General features: G+C 47.4%; 17 protein-coding genes and 1 tRNA gene. 8 read left to right on the top strand and 10 right to left on the bottom strand.

Features of this window, described 5'->3' with window-relative positions; genetic code table 11:
• The first annotated feature begins 11 nt into the window (after positions 1-11).
• A complete protein-coding gene (locus BSZ32_RS13430; RefSeq protein WP_105043886.1) occupies positions 12-548 on the top strand; it encodes a heme NO-binding domain-containing protein in 537 nt (178 codons plus the stop codon).
• A 7-nt stretch (positions 549-555) separates the two neighbouring features.
• Complete coding sequence (locus tag BSZ32_RS13425; RefSeq protein ID WP_105043885.1) at positions 556-2,382, top strand: PAS domain-containing hybrid sensor histidine kinase/response regulator; 1,827 nt, start codon at positions 556-558, stop codon at positions 2,380-2,382.
• A gap of 53 nt (positions 2,383-2,435) precedes the next feature.
• On the opposite strand, the gene BSZ32_RS13420 is transcribed toward BSZ32_RS13425, so the two are convergent.
• Together BSZ32_RS13420 and BSZ32_RS13415 are read right to left on the bottom strand one after the other, a co-directional pair.
• Entirely contained in the window at positions 2,436-4,493 is a 2,058-nt protein-coding gene (locus BSZ32_RS13420; RefSeq protein WP_129589757.1) for a DUF4114 domain-containing protein, read from the bottom strand.
• Positions 4,436-4,867: a DUF6923 family protein gene (locus BSZ32_RS13415; RefSeq protein WP_105043883.1), complete on the bottom strand. Its 432-nt coding sequence runs from the start codon at positions 4,865-4,867 to the stop codon at positions 4,436-4,438. Before BSZ32_RS13415 ends, BSZ32_RS13420 begins: the two co-directional genes overlap by 58 nt.
• Positions 4,868-5,104: 237 nt before the next feature.
• Here BSZ32_RS13415 and BSZ32_RS13410 point away from each other — a divergent pair, with 237 nt between their 5' ends.
• Both BSZ32_RS13410 and BSZ32_RS13405 read left to right on the top strand, forming a co-directional pair.
• Positions 5,105-5,923 (top strand): NTP transferase domain-containing protein, encoded by an 819-nt coding sequence (locus BSZ32_RS13410; RefSeq protein WP_105043882.1) that lies wholly within the window; start codon positions 5,105-5,107, stop codon positions 5,921-5,923.
• A 241-nt stretch (positions 5,924-6,164) separates the two neighbouring features.
• On the top strand, positions 6,165-6,365 hold the full coding sequence (locus tag BSZ32_RS13405; RefSeq protein ID WP_105043881.1) for a PIN domain-containing protein: 201 nt from the start codon (positions 6,165-6,167) through the stop codon (positions 6,363-6,365).
• A gap of 14 nt (positions 6,366-6,379) precedes the next feature.
• Here BSZ32_RS13405 and BSZ32_RS13400 read toward each other — a convergent pair whose 3' ends face one another.
• Positions 6,380-6,661, bottom strand: a complete 282-nt coding sequence (locus tag BSZ32_RS13400; protein WP_206018848.1) for a hypothetical protein — start codon at positions 6,659-6,661, stop codon at positions 6,380-6,382.
• 198 nt (positions 6,662-6,859) lie between these two features.
• Positions 6,860-6,936 (bottom strand) — tRNA-Pro (locus BSZ32_RS13395).
• A gap of 66 nt (positions 6,937-7,002) precedes the next feature.
• Here BSZ32_RS13395 and argC point away from each other — a divergent pair.
• The 3 genes from argC to BSZ32_RS13380 all read left to right on the top strand — a co-directional run bounded on the left by argC (position 7,003) and on the right by BSZ32_RS13380 (position 9,683).
• Positions 7,003-8,046 (top strand): N-acetyl-gamma-glutamyl-phosphate reductase, encoded by a 1,044-nt coding sequence (argC, locus tag BSZ32_RS13390; protein ID WP_105043880.1) that lies wholly within the window; start codon positions 7,003-7,005, stop codon positions 8,044-8,046.
• A 30-nt stretch (positions 8,047-8,076) separates the two neighbouring features.
• The gene (gene argJ, locus BSZ32_RS13385) at positions 8,077-9,336 is read left to right on the top strand and encodes a bifunctional glutamate N-acetyltransferase/amino-acid acetyltransferase ArgJ (RefSeq protein WP_105043879.1); all 1,260 of its coding nucleotides are present in this window, start codon (positions 8,077-8,079) and stop codon (positions 9,334-9,336) included.
• Positions 9,337-9,407: 71 nt separating this feature from the next.
• Positions 9,408-9,683, top strand: a complete 276-nt coding sequence (locus BSZ32_RS13380; RefSeq protein WP_105043878.1) for a hypothetical protein — start codon at positions 9,408-9,410, stop codon at positions 9,681-9,683.
• A gap of 254 nt (positions 9,684-9,937) precedes the next feature.
• On the opposite strand, the gene BSZ32_RS13370 is transcribed toward BSZ32_RS13380, so the two are convergent.
• Positions 9,938-10,789, bottom strand: a complete 852-nt coding sequence (locus BSZ32_RS13370) for an ion transporter (RefSeq protein WP_105043876.1) — start codon at positions 10,787-10,789, stop codon at positions 9,938-9,940.
• A gap of 122 nt (positions 10,790-10,911) precedes the next feature.
• Here BSZ32_RS13370 and BSZ32_RS13365 point away from each other — a divergent pair, with 122 nt between their 5' ends.
• Positions 10,912-12,147 carry an OmpP1/FadL family transporter gene (locus tag BSZ32_RS13365; protein ID WP_105043875.1) on the top strand — a complete coding sequence of 412 codons (1,236 nt, stop codon included), beginning with the start codon at positions 10,912-10,914 and terminating at the stop codon, positions 12,145-12,147.
• Here the strand turns inward: BSZ32_RS13365 and BSZ32_RS13360 are convergent.
• The 5 genes from BSZ32_RS13360 to BSZ32_RS13340 form a co-directional block, all read right to left on the bottom strand.
• A complete protein-coding gene (locus BSZ32_RS13360; RefSeq protein WP_105043874.1) occupies positions 12,127-12,831 on the bottom strand; it encodes a PDZ domain-containing protein in 705 nt (234 codons plus the stop codon). The genes BSZ32_RS13365 and BSZ32_RS13360 overlap by 21 nt on opposite strands.
• Before the next feature lie 94 nt (positions 12,832-12,925).
• Entirely contained in the window at positions 12,926-13,516 is a 591-nt protein-coding gene (locus BSZ32_RS13355) for a polysaccharide biosynthesis/export family protein (protein ID WP_105043873.1), read from the bottom strand.
• Positions 13,517-13,544: 28 nt separating this feature from the next.
• The gene (locus tag BSZ32_RS13350) at positions 13,545-15,689 is read right to left on the bottom strand and encodes a GumC family protein (protein WP_105043872.1); all 2,145 of its coding nucleotides are present in this window, start codon (positions 15,687-15,689) and stop codon (positions 13,545-13,547) included.
• Between the two features lie 137 nt (positions 15,690-15,826).
• Complete coding sequence (locus BSZ32_RS13345; RefSeq protein ID WP_105043871.1) at positions 15,827-17,020, bottom strand: outer membrane beta-barrel protein; 1,194 nt, start codon at positions 17,018-17,020, stop codon at positions 15,827-15,829.
• Positions 17,021-17,033: 13 nt separating this feature from the next.
• Entirely contained in the window at positions 17,034-17,597 is a 564-nt protein-coding gene (locus BSZ32_RS13340) for a hypothetical protein (RefSeq protein ID WP_129589756.1), read from the bottom strand.
• Between the last annotated feature and the right edge of the window lie 123 nt (positions 17,598-17,720).

Here is a 17,720-nt window from a genome sequence, read left to right as displayed (position 1 = left end):
CACCCAACCTTATGAAAGGAATCATATTCACAGAATTTCTTAGCATGGTCGAAGACGCCCATGGTCTCGACATGGTAGACACCATCATAGAGAAAAGCGACCTCCCCTCAGGTGGAGCTTACACCGCCGTCGGCACCTACCCTCATACTGAAATCGTATCGCTCGTCTGTAACTTAAGTGAAGAAATTCATATTGAGGTCTCAGACTTACTCAAAGAGTTTGGCCGCCACCTCTTCCATCAACTCGCGAAGTCTTACCCAGTTTTTGTCAAGAAATCAGCAACACCACTCGATTTTCTAGAACAAGTCGAAACCTACATTCATGTAGAAGTTAGAAAGCTCTATCCTGATGCTGAACTACCATCCTTCGAGTGCGCGCGACCACATTCAGCTAACCAACTCTACATGACATACCATTCTGTTCGGCATATGGAAGATGTCTGTGAAGGTCTCATCCGCGGAAGCCTAGAACACTTTAACAGCAAGGCTGACATTGAACGCAAAAGTGTTGATGATGATTCCGAACTCTTCATCATAACGATAACTTAAAGCCTCCATGACCACTGAAGCGCAAAAATGGGAAAATCGCCACGTGCGCGAGAAGAATGCCCGGATTCAGGCTGAGAAACTGCTTGAGCAAAAAAGCTCCCAGCTCTTCGACGCCAACGAGCAACTAGAACAACAGGTCCAGCTCAAGTCCTCAAAGCTGCGTGCGGAGGAAAAGAAATTCACAGCCCTATTCCATTCATCTATAGATGGAATTATTCTCTATACTCAAGAGGGAATCATCCTCGATGCCAACTCCACGATCTGCCAACTTCTCAAACTGCAACCCGACCAACTCATCGGCACCAACATCATTGATCTCTATCCGAAAGAGTTTCTCGACCAGGCCACCAAAGCCAAAGATGAAGTTAACCAGCACGGCCACACACGCTTCGAGGTAACACTCAGGTGCGCCGACCAAACCTACGTACCTACGGAAATTTCTGCTTCAAAGTTTGAGGTAGATGAACAGACCATCATCCAAGGTATTATCCGTGACATTACGGAGAGAAACAAAATAGCCCTAGACATGGAAAGGGCCTCAGAAAGTGCCATCAAAGCGAATGAGGCGAAGTCGCTCTTCCTCGCAACAATGAGTCACGAGATTCGAACCCCACTCAATGGCATCCTAGGATTCAGCGACATCTTAATTCAATCAGATGCCTCCGACGAACAAAGGCAATACCTTCAACTGATAAAAAAAAGTGGCGACATCCTGCTCTCCATCATCAATGACATCCTAGATTTCTCTCGGGTAGAAAGCCAGCAGATCGAACTAGAAATGGTCGACTTCAGCCTCACCGAGTGCATTGAAGAGACTCTCGACATTCATGCTCAAACTGCAGCCACAAAGAATGTGGACCTCCTCTACTCTATTGATGAGGACGTCCCACTCGACCTCAACGGCGACATTGGAAGGATCAAACAAATCATTCTCAACCTAGTCTCTAACGGACTCAAGTTTACAAATGAAGGCTATGTCGTAGTGCGTGCATCACGGCCTAACACAAACTCCATCGAACTCACCATCACCGACACAGGCATCGGTTTCTCGCCTGAGCTGACCGAGCAACTCTTCCAACCATTCATTCAGGCCGATGCCTCCACCACACGAAAGTATGGCGGTACTGGGCTCGGGCTCTCGATCTGCAAACAACTCATTGAAGCCATGGGCGGCTCCATTCACGCCAGCTCGACTCCGGGCGAGGGAGCCACCTTTGTGGTCAAGCTCCCCTACTTACCAGCGCTGCAGCCTGTTCCTCGAATTGCCGCCCACAAGGGCACCTCGAAACTTGATGGCACTCGCGTGCTGGTAGCAGACGACCACCCAATCAACTTAGAATTCATACAAGCTAAGCTAAACAAGTGGGGCAGCAAGATCAGCCAAGTACTGCCCCCAATTCTCAACCTATCTCAACCAGTATCCTCCCCAGAAAAACCCCACCAATACGGCAGTGCTACCTACGCATTGATTGTCGAAGACAACCCCATCAACGCAAAGCTCGCCAAGTTGTTGATTGAGCGAATGGGACTGACGGCACATATTGCTCACAACGGAAAAGAAGCAATCGCCGCTCTCATCGCCAAACAAGTGTATTCAGTCATCTTTATGGATATGCAAATGCCAGTCATGGATGGTCTTGTTGCGAGTACTAAAATCCGTGAAGGAGAAGCTGGCCACTATTACACGGACACGCCCATCATCGCCATGACTGCCAATGCCCTCGCGGAGGACAAGATGCGCTGCTTAGATGCTGGCATGAACCATTATCTAGCAAAACCTATCAACACGAAAGAGCTTACCAGGATTTTGTGCAAACTTGGGATTATTTCTTAATTTCCCCAAGCCCACTCATCTCGATAAGCTCTACCATGAATTGCTATGTGAATCTAGTAGCAGATGACCGCATCCCTTGGTGTGATTCCATCTTCCCCCTCAAAACCAAGAGTAGGATCAGCCGTTGGTAAACCATAGAGGTTATCAAACAGGTTCACGCCAGTTATCGGACCTCTAATGACTATGATCGCATCGTCGAAGCTACTATCACTGACATCACCTAGCTCAGGGGCTTCACCCACTTCATATCTTGTGTGATCCTCAATACACAGCACTGTCGTGTTGCCGTCTGACACTGTGATCATTTGATCCAAATAACCTGGATTTGCACCCACCAAGCTGAACAATGGCTGACGCTTCGTCCTCTCGCCGTGACCCTTGGCTGTGTATCGATGCGGGTTTCTTAAGAACACCTCTCTGCGGTTATTGGGAACTACCATGAGGCCTACTGTCTTGCCAGCCAATCCATACAGTGATGGATCAAAGCTGAGTGCGTCACCAGGATTGGTATCGCGGTCGTCTAAAACCGAGATGGCTATCTTAGCTGCACGCGTGCGAAACTCTAACGAACTTGGATCTAGGTGGCTCACTTGATCGTAATCAAACACACAGAGATCGAACTTCATCGAACTTCGGTCTTCTCTGAACTCAATTGTCACAGCTTGGTTTGGAAGTTGGAATACTTGACCAAGCGTCTCGACACTCGCGGAGTTCATCCCAAGCGCAGCTAAATGTTGCTCTACCCCTCGACGACCTCTATCACTATGGAGGCCCATTTGCCCTGGGATCACCTCGTCATATTGGGCTAAACCTCTATGTCTGGGAACGATTTCAATCTGAAAAATCACATCGTTAAAGTCCTGATCACCATTCACTTGATCCTCAAAGGCGAGTATCAAGGGGCCGTCATAGGCATCTCCGAACAACTTCGCTGCACACTGGATCAGTCCGTCTGGATTGCGATCCGCATCCTGAAAGACCATTGTTTCACCTCCGCGTGCACCATCGACAACAAGTCCAAACCGTAAAGGCGTCCCCGCTGGCAGCACCCCTAGACTAGCCCGTGATCCAGGTTTCAGTGGAGATGCTGGCCCTAACACATAGCTGTGCCAAATTTCAGTCATCTCATTCGGATCATCCTGGCTATACCAGAACAAGGAATTACGAAATGTCCCGCCATCATAAATAGCGGTGATGATCACCTCGGCATCCTCAGTCAGCACAAAATCCTCAGCATCGAACCCACGCTTCTCCTCTTCTAATAAAGTTCCGTGTTTCCTACAATGAAGTTGTTCCTTCACCATACTCCATAGGTTACGAGAGTACTTGTAGTCATCATCGGAGCCTGAGTAGGTTTCGACCAATTTCACTTCGTCATCAGCTACTGTAATGAAGAAATCTTCAGACACTATCAACTCACCATCAGAGGCGTTACAGCGCGCTATGTATTGGCCATTCCTTGAGAAGTACATCTCAGTCTTTGCCTTGTCTGGCTTGGTGAAGCTTATCGGTCGGGGACCTGCTTGATGTGACCACTCCACCACAAGCCCGTCGCCCACGAGCGGGAGTCCTTCATCTTTGACTCCTAAATCTACAGTGCATCGACGCGTACCACCAATAGTCACCCCTCCTTCCTCGAGGCTAATAGTCGGTGGCTGATTCTCAGGAATGACCAAAGGACTGTCTGATGATGGACAACTAAAGCCATCGTTATTACCAGTCACCACACTATCTAACAAAAATACCGCTCTGGGAGTATCACTGGTGTGGTTAAGTATCTGGTAGACTCCGCCCTTATTGCTACTGACAAACAGGCTACCCGCTTGATCTGTGTAGGCAGCACCGTAGGCAATTCGGCCTTCGGGTAAGTTCTTTACGGGCACGCGCTGCACACTCCCAGCAGTGACATTCCAAACGTAAAGATCCTGATTCCGAGCACCAAAGAAGTACCCTGCGCCTTCAATCTCTTGGTAGACTAAATCAGCCACACCTCCCGGGTTCGGCCCAGAAAACGGCACCATCTCATAAGTGGACGTTTCCACATTAATCTTCATCAGGTCCGGGCTATAGAACCGATCTCCTCGAACCCACAGGTGGCCCTCGAAGTCCATATCCCCCGCGTATATCCGTAGGTAGGCACAGCTTCACCCACCGGCGTGGGCGTCCCCAAAGCCAGGAATGATCCATCTCCGTGAATCCTAATAAGTTGATCCTTGTAGGGAGCGTAACGACCCCATGCGTATACAAAGTCGTCTTTCACGTTGTAACCAGCAGCGTTGTAACTCTGGTTTTTATCACCCATTTTGGTGTACACTCCATCTCGTGGATCCAATGAGTTGAGCTGACCTGACACAACTTGGTAAAAATTGGGTTGCCTTTCAAATGGCTGGGCATCTGCGAACACGCTATCGACCACAGTAAAAAGAGCCAACGCGGCGCATGTGCACAGCAATCCTGTACGATTATTTTGTTTTCTATATCTCATAGTATCTCTCTTACTCGCACAGCTTGTGCCAAGCAGGCGCGTTGCTCGCTACCCCCTGTGTTAGCTCGCTTTACGTATTTTTGCTAAACGACAGACGCACCACCAACCCTGTAAAATATACAGTCCCTCATCAGGATTGACGATAAATCTTACCTTGTTCTCCAGTGCCTTTTATATCGTTTTCCTCCAAAATCACTATTGCTCGAAGTGCCGAGATAGCGCACAACTACTTCCATCATGGCAGCACCACTCTACGGACTCCTACTCGTCGGCGGCAAATCTACCCGCATGGGCCAAGACAAAGCCCAGCTCATTTACCGTGACGACCAACCAGAGTGGATACGCTTGCACAGCTTGCTCAATGCCCACTGCGAGAAATCATTTCTGAGCCACCCTGCCGATCAAGAATTTGGTGTGGACGCCATCATCGATCCAGCTGAGGGCCCGCTCTGTGCTATCCATGCGGCGCAACAAGCCCATCCACACGCCCGTTGGCTGGTGATCGCTTGCGACCTCCCATTGCTCGAGTCTTCCACCCTTGCCGAACTAATTACCAGCGCCTCTCCACAAGACCAAGCGACTAGCTACCACAGCCGAGTCGACCACCGAGCCGAACCACTTTGCGCAATCTACGAGCCCAGTTCAGCTGACGCCATCAGCCAAGCAGTCAAAAACGGATCGCGCTGCCCACGCAAGGTTCTAGAAAAAATCGATACTAAACTTATCGCTCTAAATTCCCCACACGCGCTCGATAACGCTAACAGCCCAGCTGACACATTAGAGGTTCGCAGCCTTCTCACCCATTCTCGTATGTCTAAAACAATCACCGTCCGCTATTTTGCTCAACTTCGTGAACTTGCCGGTTGCGACGAGGAATCGGTCACCACTGACTCCGTCACCTCGTCCGGCCTCTACGAAGAACTCAAATCTCGCCACGCCTTCCCGCACAAACAAAAGCAACTAATGCTAGCGATCAATGACGATTTCTCAGATTGGGCCACCCCACTCAAAGCGGGTGACAAAGTCGTCTTCATCCCACCTGTTGCCGGCGGCTAATGCCACTGATTAGCCATTCGCGTCAAAATAGTGAATGACTGAAGGGAATGGTTTATTTCACTATCGGCGAATCTAATACACAAGCCTATGGAAGAAGCGTAGCGTATTCCTTAGGTTTACCGCAAAGAAGCGTATGTTGGCTGAAGGCCAACCTCATGCAGCCACAACCGTTGTATCAGAAATAGAGGTAGAGACAACGGACTTCTCCGTCGCTCTGTTCCTCGTCTAGGTAGATTCCTGCATGTGGATCGACGCTATTCGCCTCAAAGGAGCAACCGACACCAAATTGGCGGTCAAGGGATTGCTGGATGAGTACGCGGCGGTCCTTGGCGGTCCGGTCGAAATAGAGTTCCTTGGCGGTGCCGCAAGCAAAGGAGAACGCCCTAAGGCTCGACCTCTAAAAAACAAAACCCGCATCGCTGGGAAGCAATGCGGGTTTTGATTCAAAATTACCACTTAGGCGGCAATAGCGTAGTGCTCAGAAATATCGTGAAAGATATTATCACGTCTCTTGCGAGCCAGATCCACATCGCGAGTCTTGAGCGAGAAGCGCAAGCGCTCTGCAGTAGCATCTGCTTTGTGGACTGTGAGGTGACACCACCACACTCCACGGTTGTTCCATAAATGGTGATTGGGGTTCTCGTCGTTTACACGAAGAGCCAACTTAGTCTTTTTGAGTAACATTTGTTCTATTTGATTCAGGTTAATATATGCCTCTAACATGTCTACCTGGGACATCTAGGCGTTTATCCTAAGCAAGTTTTTACGATTCACAAGCCCATACTAGTCTCATGGATCATTCGACAATGAATCTGACGGTTTTAAACAAACCGAAACATCCAACGACAAGCACCCGTCAGAACTCTGCTACCCTCCACCACAGAGGTGTCAGTTCAGTTTAGAAACAAAAAAATCCTTCCAAGATAAGGAATTAAATGGTCGGGACTACAGGATTCGAACCTGCGACCTCTTCACCCCCAGCGAAGCGCGCTACCAAACTGCGCCAAGTCCCGGACACGTGGCGAACATAAGTAGCAATTGGGAGTTGGCAAGCCAGAAATTTCCTGCATTTTCAGAGCATGCAAAAGATCAAGACAGCAGTGGTAGGCGCAAGTGGCTATACGGGCATGGAGTTATTACGGCTCTTGCTGATGCACCCGAACGCTGAACTCACATGTGTGACGTCTAGGCAATACGCGGGCCAGCCCTTGAGCTCGGTCTTTCCTAGGTTTTCTCAAATGGCTGGCAGCGAAGTCGCGTTCACCGAGCCCGATGCGGAAACGATCAAAGCCAGCGGAGCCGAGATAGCATTTCTAGCGCTCCCCCACGGTGTCGCGGCTGCCTATGCAACTGCTTTGTTAGAGCTTGGAGTCAAGGTCATCGATCTCTCCGCCGACTTCCGCCTCAATGATCCAGATGTGTATGAGGAATTTTACGGAGCGGTGCACCCAGCTCAAGAGCTTTTAAAAGAAGCGGTGTATGGTATGCCCGAACTACCTCAACGCAGTGAAGCAATTGCCAAAGCGAGACTCATCGCGTCACCCGGTTGTTACCCGACAAGTATCATTCTCCCTCTCGTGCCACTTCTTCAGAATGGGTTAATAGATCCACAGTCCATTGTCACCTGCTCGATGAGTGGGGTCAGTGGAGCCGGTAAAAGCAGCAACGTTCTGTTCTCCTTCTGTGAGGCTAATGAAAGCGTTAGAGCCTACAGCGCTCCAAAACATAGACATCTTTCTGAGATCGAACAGGAACTCAGTATCGCAGCGAGCGAGCCTGTCGCCATGTCGTTCACCCCTCACTTGGTGCCGACACACAACGGAATTTGCACGACTACGAGTGCGAAGCTCATAGGCTCGCCTGAGAGCATCGGTAAAGCTCTCGAAGCGGCCTATGCAGATAAGGAATTTGTAAGGCTGCTAGGTGAAGGCTCCACAGCGGATACAAAAAATGTCACTAGAACAAATTTCATAGATATTGGCTGGGCAGTTGACGAGCGCACAGGAAGAGTCTTACTCTTCAGCGCTGAGGATAATCTAGGTAAAGGTGCTGCTGGCCAAGCGGTACAAAGTTTCAATCTGGTGGCGGGGCTTCCAACCCAAGCTGGTCTTCAAAACATCTAGAGACTCCTCTAACCGAACTTCATATAAAAGATGCCGACACCGTTTCGTAAAATAACAGGTGGCGTATGTGCGCCAAAAGGTTTCGTTGCCAATGCTGTATCAGCTGGCATCAAGACTCCAGACGCCGAACGCCTAGACCTCGCTCTTATTTATAGTGGTAGCCCTTGCGTTGCCGCGGGAACTTTCACAACGAACCGAGTCAAAGCCGCACCAGTGAGAGTCTCTCAGGCACACCTCCGCGACCGGGACATCCAAGCCATTGTTGTCAACAGCGGCAATGCGAATGCCTGCACTGGTGTCACAGGTATTCAAGATGCTAGAAATTCAGCCAAAGCCATAGCTAAATCATTAGGCCTCCGCCAGGGACAGGTGGCAGTATGCTCCACAGGTGTCATCGGCTTACCTATGCCGATGGTGCGCATCACTCCAAAGTTTCCGGAATTGGTGGCAGGCTTAGACTCCAAGAAAGGCACCAATGTGGCTCAGGCCATCATGACCAGCGACACCCAGCACAAAGAGATCGCCATCTCAATGGATCTGGACGGCCATAAAGTCAGAATAGGAGCCTGCGCAAAGGGGGCTGGAATGATTTGCCCGAGTATGGCCACCATGCTCTGCTTTATTACAACTGATATAAACATCGGTAAAGCCTGCCTCGATAGAGCAGTCCACGAAGCAGTTGAGAATTCCTTCAACCGTATCACCATCGATGGCGACATGAGCACCAATGACTCAGTTGTCGTTCTAGCCAATGGCGAGAGCGGGATGCCTCGCATCAAACCTAAATCAAAGAACTATAGGCTATTCAGAGAAACTCTAGAGTTTGTCATGTTAGAAATGGCCAAATCATTAGTCAGAGACGGTGAACGTGTCACTAAGTTTGTCACGGTCAAAGTCAATGGAGCTAGAACCTATAGTGACGCAAAGAAAGTAGCGGAAGCTGTTGCAAACTCAGCACTCGTCAAAGCTTCCTGGAATGGCAACGACCCTAACTGGGGACGCATCATCCACGCTGTTGGTTATTCTAGGGCGATGATCCGAGAAGAAATGATCGATATCCACATCGGCTCAAAACCTGCCTGTCTTGGTGGGATTGAAGCAAATACTCCTATGGATGAACTACGTAAAGTCGTAGCTAAAGATAAATTTGAGATCACGATCAACCTCCATCTTGGTGATGCTGAATACACCGTTTACACCAGTGATATGTCACCTGAATATATTGATTTTAACCGATCAGAATACGCCTATTGGAAGCAGTCCCGAAAAGATGGCCTCACCAAACAGTGATCTTAATTTATTCTAAACAAATATCGGTGTAAGTTCTCACCTCGTACTTCGTACCGAAACCTATCTCCTACATGACCCGCCCATCTATTCTTATTTCTCAACTAAAGGTCTCCATAGTGCCAGCCGCAATCGGCTGCCTAGCCTGCCTGCTTAGTAGTTGTGGTCATCAAACCGGTGGCACTATTGAAGTCTACGAAACAGCCGGCTATCAACCGAATTTTGGCCCCTTCGATAGCAACGGCAACTACGTAGAAAAATGGGCAGATAGCCCACCAAAGAGAAAATACATTTCTCGTGGCAAGAAAAAATCAGCGCCGAAAAAGCTGCGCCAAAACCCCAATATGTAGCAACGCCAAAACCCGCATATACTACTCCTCCCAAGATAGCTAGCACACCAGCGCCACGTAAGAGCACCCCTGTCGCTGTCAAACCTAAGAAAAAGCCACCTATCACTCATACCGTGAAAAAAGGAGACACTCTCTACGGCCTTTCTAGAAAGTATGGCACATCTGTGAGTTCAATCCAGAGAGCCAATCGTCTTAAGGGATCCAACATCGGCATAGGAAAAAAACTTATCATTCCTAGGTAGTCGAAAACTCGTTTATTCGTCTTCATCCATCGTACTGCCACAGCGGCGGCAGTACGAGGCATCTGGCAGATGCCCGTGTACCCCACAGCTAGGACAGGCATCAGTCGATCTATCTGGCATTTGAGAGCTCTGATCTTTCATCATTTCACTCGTCACAATGCCTGTTGGAACCGCTATCACAGCGTAACCCGCTAAAATCATAATAGTGGTAACAAATTGACCTAACTCCGTCTGAGCGACGACGTCGCCATAGCCAACAGTACTTATCGATACGATGGCATAGTAGATACTCTTTGGGATACTGGTAAACTCCGTGTTAGGCTGCCCGCCCTCAATAAAGTACATCACAGTTCCAGCAATAGTAGAAAATAGCACGATAGCAAAAAAGAAGACTGTAATTTTGGCTCTTGAGCGAGCCAAACCATGAAGAATGACGTCGGCACCGTGAACATGGTTCACCATTTTTAACACCCTAAACATCCTCAATAAGCGCAAGGCTCTCACTATACCAAATGCCGAGGAACCACCAAAAAAGAGAACAATATAGGCTGGTAGACAGCAGAGAAAATCTACTATTCCAAAGAAACTCGTGGCGTACTTTGATGACCGCTTACTACACCAAAGCCTTAAAACGTATTCTAAAGTGAATATCCCTGTGAAAAACCATTCAAAAAACAACAGCCAGCCTGAGTATCTCGTATCAACCGACTCGACCGTCTCAAGCATCACAACCAGAACGCTCAAGACTATGCACCACAATAATGCTACGTCGAACGCTTTCCCAGCGGGAGTCTCCGCTTCGAAAATAATTGTTCTCACCTTTCGTTTGAGCGACACACTCTCTGTTGCTGAATCACGATCCATCAGCACTGAGTATTCCTAACCGAGTCAAGCTGTCAACACACGAGAGTCATCTCTACAACAACTTGAAGAAACTTGACAAACAAACACTTGTTTACATAAAGTTAGCTAATCGCAAAATACACATGACCCCTCCCCCTATATTTATTCCTTTCATCCTGATGACTACGTCGAGTTTAAGCCTCGGAGCGGGTTATCAACTACAGGAACGTTCGACAAGTGGTTTAGGTCGGGCATTTGCTGGTGAAGCAGCCATAGCTGAGGATGCCTCGGCCATTGCAACGAATGCCTCAAGCATGTTGCTTCTCGACGGCACCCAATTTTCTACTGGATTTTCCTATTTAGCGCCCGATGTAGAAGTGACTGGAACATTCAACGGCACACCAGCTAAAGATGTGGGACCAGCACAGTCGGCACTCATTCCTTACGCCTATTTAAGTCACCGTATCAATCAAGACTTAGCAGTGGGTTTCGCCCTCCATTCACGCTTCGGTCTCAGCACTGACTACTCTGATAGTTTCTCGGCAACGAGTCTCGCTAATAAAAGTGAGATCACGACCTACTATCTAAGCCCGAAGGCTGCGTATCAGATCAATCAGTGCTGGAGTATCGGTGCGGGATTTGATGCAGTCTATGTGGATAGTACACTCACAAACTCGGTCCCGAATAGTTCTCAGATTGAAGGAGGAGCAACGATATTAGATGTCGAGGGTGATGACTGGGCCTACGGCTTCAACCTCGGCACCATGTTTCAGCTCAATGATAAAACGCGCTTTGGCCTAGCCTACTATTCAAAAATCGACTTCGAACTTGAGGGGACGGTGAAAACAGACACGGGATTTCCAGGGGTGCTACCTCCAGGCAGCACCACCAATGCAACAGCAGGTTCCACTCTCCCTCAATCAATTGAACTCAGTGGCTACCATGAGCTCAACGAGCAATGGAACCTCCATGCTAGCTTCACCTGGACTGATTGGAGTACCTTTGACGAACTTCTCATAAAAACAGCCAATGCCAACTTACCTGCCACTGCTGAGAACTGGAAAGATGTTTACCGTATCGCCGCTGGTGTCACCTATAAACACGATGACAATTGGACATTCCGCACTGGTATTGCCTTTGACGAAAGTCCTGTCAGCTCAGCGGAATATAGAACCTTACGTATTCCAGATTCAGAGAGACTCTGGCTCAGTGCGGGCACCACCTATAAGATCAACGAGAAGTACAGCGTGGACTTTGGTTTCACCCACATTTTCGCGAAAACCGTAGACTTGGCAGAGTCCACTGCTGGTGGATCCTTTGACGGCACCTCAAGTGGCAACGTCAATATACTAGGCCTATCATTTAACGGCCGATTCTAACTTAGGCTTCTCGACCGCGGCTTCCATCTTACTTTGAAGCCAATTGTCGAAATAGTTTTGTTTATCTAATTCAGGATCTTTATTAAGGAACCTATTATTCAGTCGTTCAAGATCGGCCGGCATCGTACCTAACACTAGTTTCACTTCGATTCGCTTGCCGCCACGGACGAGATCAATCACGACTGTGTCTCCCTCCCTTTTAGAGGTGACAATCTCTTTAAATTGAAGGTACGCTAATGCATTGCGGTTGAATGTTTGCTGGTCGACTCTCCATATAGCGTCCCCTTGCTTCAGTCCAAACATCTCAGCGGGTGAGTCTTTGACAACATTGGTAACCAAAACTACTGCATGTAACTCATCGTCAACTTTCTCAGCACCGTTATCCATTCGAATACCTACAAATCCTTTGGGTTTCCCGAATTTTTCAAATATCACGCGATCTCGAAGTAACTGGCCGACTCGCACCTTCACTTCAGGTGTCGCGGCTGCTTTATATTCTTTAAAGAATAGCTCAAGCGACTCAGCAGGATTCGCAACAGCCCACGTATCAAGCTCAAGCTGAGCTTTGTGCCTTTCAGCATAGCTATCGGCATTGAGCTTCTTGAAGAGCTCCGCGGCAGGCTCAGCGACGAGTGCTGCACTCAATACAAACGAGGTAAGGATGGCTAAAGAGCTCGAATTCATGTTTCTACACTATAATCGACTTTAGCCTAGGCTCAATAAGTAAAATAACCCATTCTCAAAGAGAATGAGCTATAAAAATAGGTACCTCTATACTCTATCTACCAAATGCATTCTTCGGTGGAACTGTGATCACATCTCCCACTCGCACTCTAATTGTTCGATTTTTTGAACTTTTTATGAGCTCATATATAGTCTCTTTACCATTGCGTTCAAGCTTCACACGATTCATCGCTCCAAAGGTATCTGCCCCTCCAGCAGTAGCTATAGCTTCATAGATTGTCATATTAGTGCGGTATTGCACCGGCCCATCGCGCTTCACCTCGCCAGACACGGTCACGAACTGGTTATTACGCTTAGCTATATCCTCACCTACAATATCGTCCTTTATAGTCAGAATAGTGATTCGAGGATTTGTGTATATTTTAGCATCTCTATAGGCGGCCTCGATCCTACGAGCCACCGATGAGCTAGAGCTTCCTGATGCCTTAATTCCGACTTCAAGCATCGGCAGGTACAATTTTCCAGAGTCATCGACAACGTATTCACTATTGATCGAAGCTTGTTCACTCGCTGGAACGCCTTTGATGGTAATGGTTACTTTCTCACCGCTAGTCACAGAGGACGCTTGAGCGACGGGAAGGCACAGAGCCATCAAAGATATTAGTAAGAAGAAAGCTTTTTTCATAATCTGTAGTTTAGCGGTAAAAATAAGTTTAGTAAAGGTCGTTAGTCTTTGGCGAGTCAGAACTGGATTTAGCAGTAGCTTCGGCAGCTGCAGATTTATTCTGACCTGGGGCGTAATAGGTGTAGTAACTCGTATAATACTGATACTGACTATCACTGCGTAAATCTACGTTATTCAAGACAACTCCCAGCACCGTGCCTCCCACATTTTCGACCGCCTGCTTGACTCGAACTAGCATATTGCGAGGCAGCTTCCTGTGCTGTACTACAATCATGGTGAGGTCTACTTCACTAGAAATAACGGAGGCATCACTCACACCTAAAATTGGAGGAGAATCAACAAGAACCAAATCAAAACGGCTCTTTACTTCCTGTATCAACTCAGACATGCGGCGAGAATTTAAAATTCCAGATGCATCTGCCGGTAAAATACCTGATGGCATGAAGTAGAGGTTTTCTATTGATGTTTGAAGAACAACATCTTCAAGCGGAAGTGTCGTAGTGAGATAGTTAGTCAGTCCCACGCTGTTGTTGATATCAAAGAATGTGTGGAGACGTGGACGACGCAGGTCAGCATCAATCATCAGCGTGGAATAGCCACCTTGGGCACAGATATAGGCTAAGTTCACCAAGGTTGTAGACTTACCTTCACCGGCACCACCTGAAACGACCGTGATCGCATTGTCATCCTGACTAGGACGGTTGAACTCGATGTTCGTTCTCAGAATTCTATAAGCTTCCGCATCCGGGCTTGCTGTCGACATCTTATAAAGCACTCCCACGTCCCTTGGCACTACGGCAAGCACTGGGACCTGAAGGTACCTCTCTACATCCTCCAAGCTTTTCACTGAAGTATCCATAAGCTCTAAAGAAAAGGCAATACCTATACCAAAAATCATACCAGCAACACTGCCGAGTGCCATATTTAGAATCCAATTCGGAGAAACGTAATCAGCCACTTCTGGCTCTTGCGGGTATGAGTAGAACTCAATCGGCTCAATCGACATATTCTCCTGCAATTCTTCAATCACATTACTCGTTCTTAGAGTATTCAGATTATTGACTGAGTCTTTGTATTCATCTTGGTATGACTGAAATCGCGTGTAATCTTCAGCTGTGTTTTTAGCATCTGATTGGGATGCGTCTTTTGATATCTGGAGGCGAGCAATTTTGGCTCCAGCTTGCTCAAGTAACACTTTAAGTAAATCTCTTACTCTCCGCACTTTGGCATCTAGGGTCTCTCTGAGAATTGAAATTTGAGAATCATGATGTTTCACCTGTGGATGATTCTCGCCTAATCCTTGAGCAATTACTCCTGCACGTTCGCGTTTAGCATCTTGGTATTGCTGAAACGTCAATGCTAGGACAGCACTTTCAGGACGATTGAGGCCAGACACGTGAGAAATCAATGTCTCATCATCAAGACCTACAAGGTCCTTTACTTGTCGCTCCAATTCGTCCCTAGCTTTCACTGCTTCATCATAGAGCATATTCTCTTGCTGGAGATCACGACGAACAACATCAGTAGCTCCACCACTGCTGCGATCTAGTGAATAGATTCCAGTCTTGGCCGAAAATTCTAGCAGTCTAGTTCTATAATCTTCGACAATATCCTCATACTTTTGAATTTTCTTAGCCAATTCAACGCGTGTTTTGTCGCGTCGCTTAGTCTCTTGATTTATACGCATCTCGCTATAAGCCAGAGCGATAGCTTCCGTGGCGGGCTTTACGTATTGACGGTTATCTTTCACCATGCGTAATGAAATCTCAATCAGGTCGGTACCTCGCTCCTGCCTCGCCGAGAGTCCACCTTTGAGTACCAGAATAGCCTCATCGGTTGAGATCTGCATTTTTTGTGGCAACTGAACTAGCTCAGCCGCTCTTTTTAAATTTTCATCCGACTCAATCTTTTTAAACTCAGTACCGAAAAACTGCCTAGTCATGAGAGCTGAGGAACCGCTTCCCAAAACTTGGTTATTCGTACCCAATGGATTAATCTTCACCACAGCGATCGCCTCATACTTCTTTGGCATTACATAAGTAATAACGGCAGCAGTGAGAACAACTAAGATAAATGTAAGTAAAATAATACCATACCTATTTTTTAAGATCTGTAAGTAATCGACGGCATGGAGGGTCGCATCGGAGGTATTTAAAGAATTGTTAGGTTGCATATTCAAACGGTAAACGGCTGGAAATCAAATGGAACTAGTATAGGAATAGGTATCGTCTGGCAAAGAAAAAAGCCTCATCTGTAAAATATACAGATGAGGCTCTTAAATATAAGAACGCCTACAATAAGCTAGCTAACTTAGAATGTGTAAGTTAAGCCAGCCTGCACACGGTTACGATCGTAATCACGGTTAAGTGTATCACCATCATCACTGGAATTCGTGTAGTTATAGTTAAGGTTCGCAGCAAGGTTGTCCATCATCTTGTACGTAGCTCCGATGCTCAAGTTGAGCACGTCTACTTCGTCTTCAGGGCGCCCACCATAGTATTCATTTGCCACGTAGTTGATTCCACCTGTGAAGTACAACTTCTGTGAGAGGTGGTAATCACCAGCGAGTGAAATACGGAATGCCTGATTGTTCTCGAAATTACTCCCGAGGAAAGACGTTCCATAATCATTGATCTCATACGAAAGGTCAGCACGCACGCGGAACATTTCATTCACACGCTGCATATAACCAATTTCAAATGTTGGATCAGAAGAGGCGTCAAGAGAATCAACCTTACGGTACTGAGCTCCTGCTTTAGCAACAAGAACCGCTGTACTATTCAAGCGATACTCAACACCAGCAAGCACCTTGTGGTTATCGGAATCGAGTCCTCCACTCACATCGGCCATTCTGTAACGATAATCCAAAGTAGCGATTGCCTGAGGAGACAGGACATAGCGGAATTGATTGTAGAGAGTCAGGCTCTTACGATCATTACGCGTGTCGCCGCCACTGTAGCTAAGATCGTCATACTTAAAACCTGTGTAAGTACCTAGACGCTCGGTCCACTTGTAACCCATTGAGTTATCTGTGGACATGAATAGGTATTCTTCATTAGTGCGGTCATTGACTGCTCCGTAGTTATAGTCAGGCTCGAGCCCGTAGAATACATAGTTTCGTGTGGAAAAACGAAGGCGTTCGCTCACATTGTGAGAAACATTAAGCAATACTTGTGAATCACTATAAGTGTCACTCGCTGCAGCATTCTCAATGTTGTCGAGGTAATAAAGAACTCCCAACTTAAGGCTGAAATCAATATTGGTCTGTGGATCAATATTTAAGTAATTCGCCCCAACTTTAAGTGACGTGTAGGCTGATTCATCACCACGGTTAGCTTCGATTGTTGGAGTGAGGTTATCATCCCAACCGAAGTTGATTGTGCCAGTGACTTCTAGAGGGATGGACTCTGTAATGCCATCGTTTGGTGACACATTAAAAATGCCTTGCGCAGCAAGTGATCCGGTAGCGAGTGCACTTACAGTACATACTTTAATTAGCTTCATAGATAAGTTATATTTATTTACGAGTTGCTTTAGAAGGAGTAGTGATAACGCTACTTCCTGAAGCAGCTCCAGCAGCTCCAGCACCGGCACCCGTGCTTAGGCCGGAAAATCCAGGAGCAGAACCTCCATAAGATGGGCTGTTCCCTAGACCACCAGGAGATGAATTCGGGTTCACTTTACCAGAATTTGACTGGGCGGTACCTAGCTGAGCATTGATTTTGTTCACTACTGCAGCAATTTGAGGGCTTGTATCAGGAGCTACGGCTGTTGCTGCAGCTGCAATTTGAGAAATTTGTTTAGGAGCTGAAGTTGCTGCGGTCTCCACAATTTGAGCAACTAGCTCTTTATTTGCCTTCGTTGTTATGATGGCTGCTTTTACGACATCAGCGGCGCAGGATTCATTAGCCGCCACTAGCTTAGATACCAGTTCGAGTACTTTAGCTGGATCTTTAGCGATGGCTTCTGAAGCGCTTTTATAAACAGCGCTGCACTTCTTCACGTCGGCAGCAGATTTCTCTGCAGCTGCTGCGAATGGCACAGCGGCTGCGAAGACTGCACCTACGAATGCGTATTTCATTGTGTTTTTCATATTTCCTTAGGTTGGTTTCGTGGAGTTTAGCTCTTCGAGAGCTAATTCTTAACAATCTATCTTAACTTCAACGATGTTGATTCAAGAAAGAGAACTCTCACATAGCAGTGA

Source organism: Rubritalea profundi, assembly GCF_002954445.1.
GTDB classification, from domain to species: Bacteria; Verrucomicrobiota; Verrucomicrobiia; order Verrucomicrobiales; family Akkermansiaceae; genus Rubritalea; species Rubritalea profundi.
This window is presented reverse-complemented; position numbering and strand designations above follow the sequence as displayed.

What these genes read in the sequence shown, in the direction of transcription:
- BSZ32_RS13430 (WP_105043886.1), top strand. Translation starts at nt 12, where the DNA reads ATGAAAGGAATCATATTCACAGAATTTCTTAGCATGGTCGAAGACGCC.
- BSZ32_RS13425 (WP_105043885.1), top strand. Translation starts at nt 556, where the DNA reads ATGACCACTGAAGCGCAAAAATGGGAAAATCGCCACGTGCGCGAGAAG.
- BSZ32_RS13420 (WP_129589757.1), bottom strand. Translation starts at nt 4,493, where the DNA reads ATGGACTTCGAGGGCCACCTGTGGGTTCGAGGAGATCGGTTCTATAGC.
- BSZ32_RS13415 (WP_105043883.1), bottom strand. Translation starts at nt 4,867, where the DNA reads ATGAGATATAGAAAACAAAATAATCGTACAGGATTGCTGTGCACATGC.
- BSZ32_RS13410 (WP_105043882.1), top strand. Translation starts at nt 5,105, where the DNA reads ATGGCAGCACCACTCTACGGACTCCTACTCGTCGGCGGCAAATCTACC.
- BSZ32_RS13405 (WP_105043881.1), top strand. Translation starts at nt 6,165, where the DNA reads ATGTGGATCGACGCTATTCGCCTCAAAGGAGCAACCGACACCAAATTG.
- BSZ32_RS13400 (WP_206018848.1), bottom strand. Translation starts at nt 6,661, where the DNA reads ATGTCCCAGGTAGACATGTTAGAGGCATATATTAACCTGAATCAAATA.
- argC (WP_105043880.1), top strand. Translation starts at nt 7,003, where the DNA reads ATGCAAAAGATCAAGACAGCAGTGGTAGGCGCAAGTGGCTATACGGGC.
- argJ (WP_105043879.1), top strand. Translation starts at nt 8,077, where the DNA reads ATGCCGACACCGTTTCGTAAAATAACAGGTGGCGTATGTGCGCCAAAA.
- BSZ32_RS13380 (WP_105043878.1), top strand. Translation starts at nt 9,408, where the DNA reads ATGACCCGCCCATCTATTCTTATTTCTCAACTAAAGGTCTCCATAGTG.
- BSZ32_RS13370 (WP_105043876.1), bottom strand. Translation starts at nt 10,789, where the DNA reads ATGGATCGTGATTCAGCAACAGAGAGTGTGTCGCTCAAACGAAAGGTG.
- BSZ32_RS13365 (WP_105043875.1), top strand. Translation starts at nt 10,912, where the DNA reads ATGACCCCTCCCCCTATATTTATTCCTTTCATCCTGATGACTACGTCG.
- BSZ32_RS13360 (WP_105043874.1), bottom strand. Translation starts at nt 12,831, where the DNA reads ATGAATTCGAGCTCTTTAGCCATCCTTACCTCGTTTGTATTGAGTGCA.
- BSZ32_RS13355 (WP_105043873.1), bottom strand. Translation starts at nt 13,516, where the DNA reads ATGAAAAAAGCTTTCTTCTTACTAATATCTTTGATGGCTCTGTGCCTT.
- BSZ32_RS13350 (WP_105043872.1), bottom strand. Translation starts at nt 15,689, where the DNA reads ATGCAACCTAACAATTCTTTAAATACCTCCGATGCGACCCTCCATGCC.
- BSZ32_RS13345 (WP_105043871.1), bottom strand. Translation starts at nt 17,020, where the DNA reads ATGAAGCTAATTAAAGTATGTACTGTAAGTGCACTCGCTACCGGATCA.
- BSZ32_RS13340 (WP_129589756.1), bottom strand. Translation starts at nt 17,597, where the DNA reads ATGAAATACGCATTCGTAGGTGCAGTCTTCGCAGCCGCTGTGCCATTC.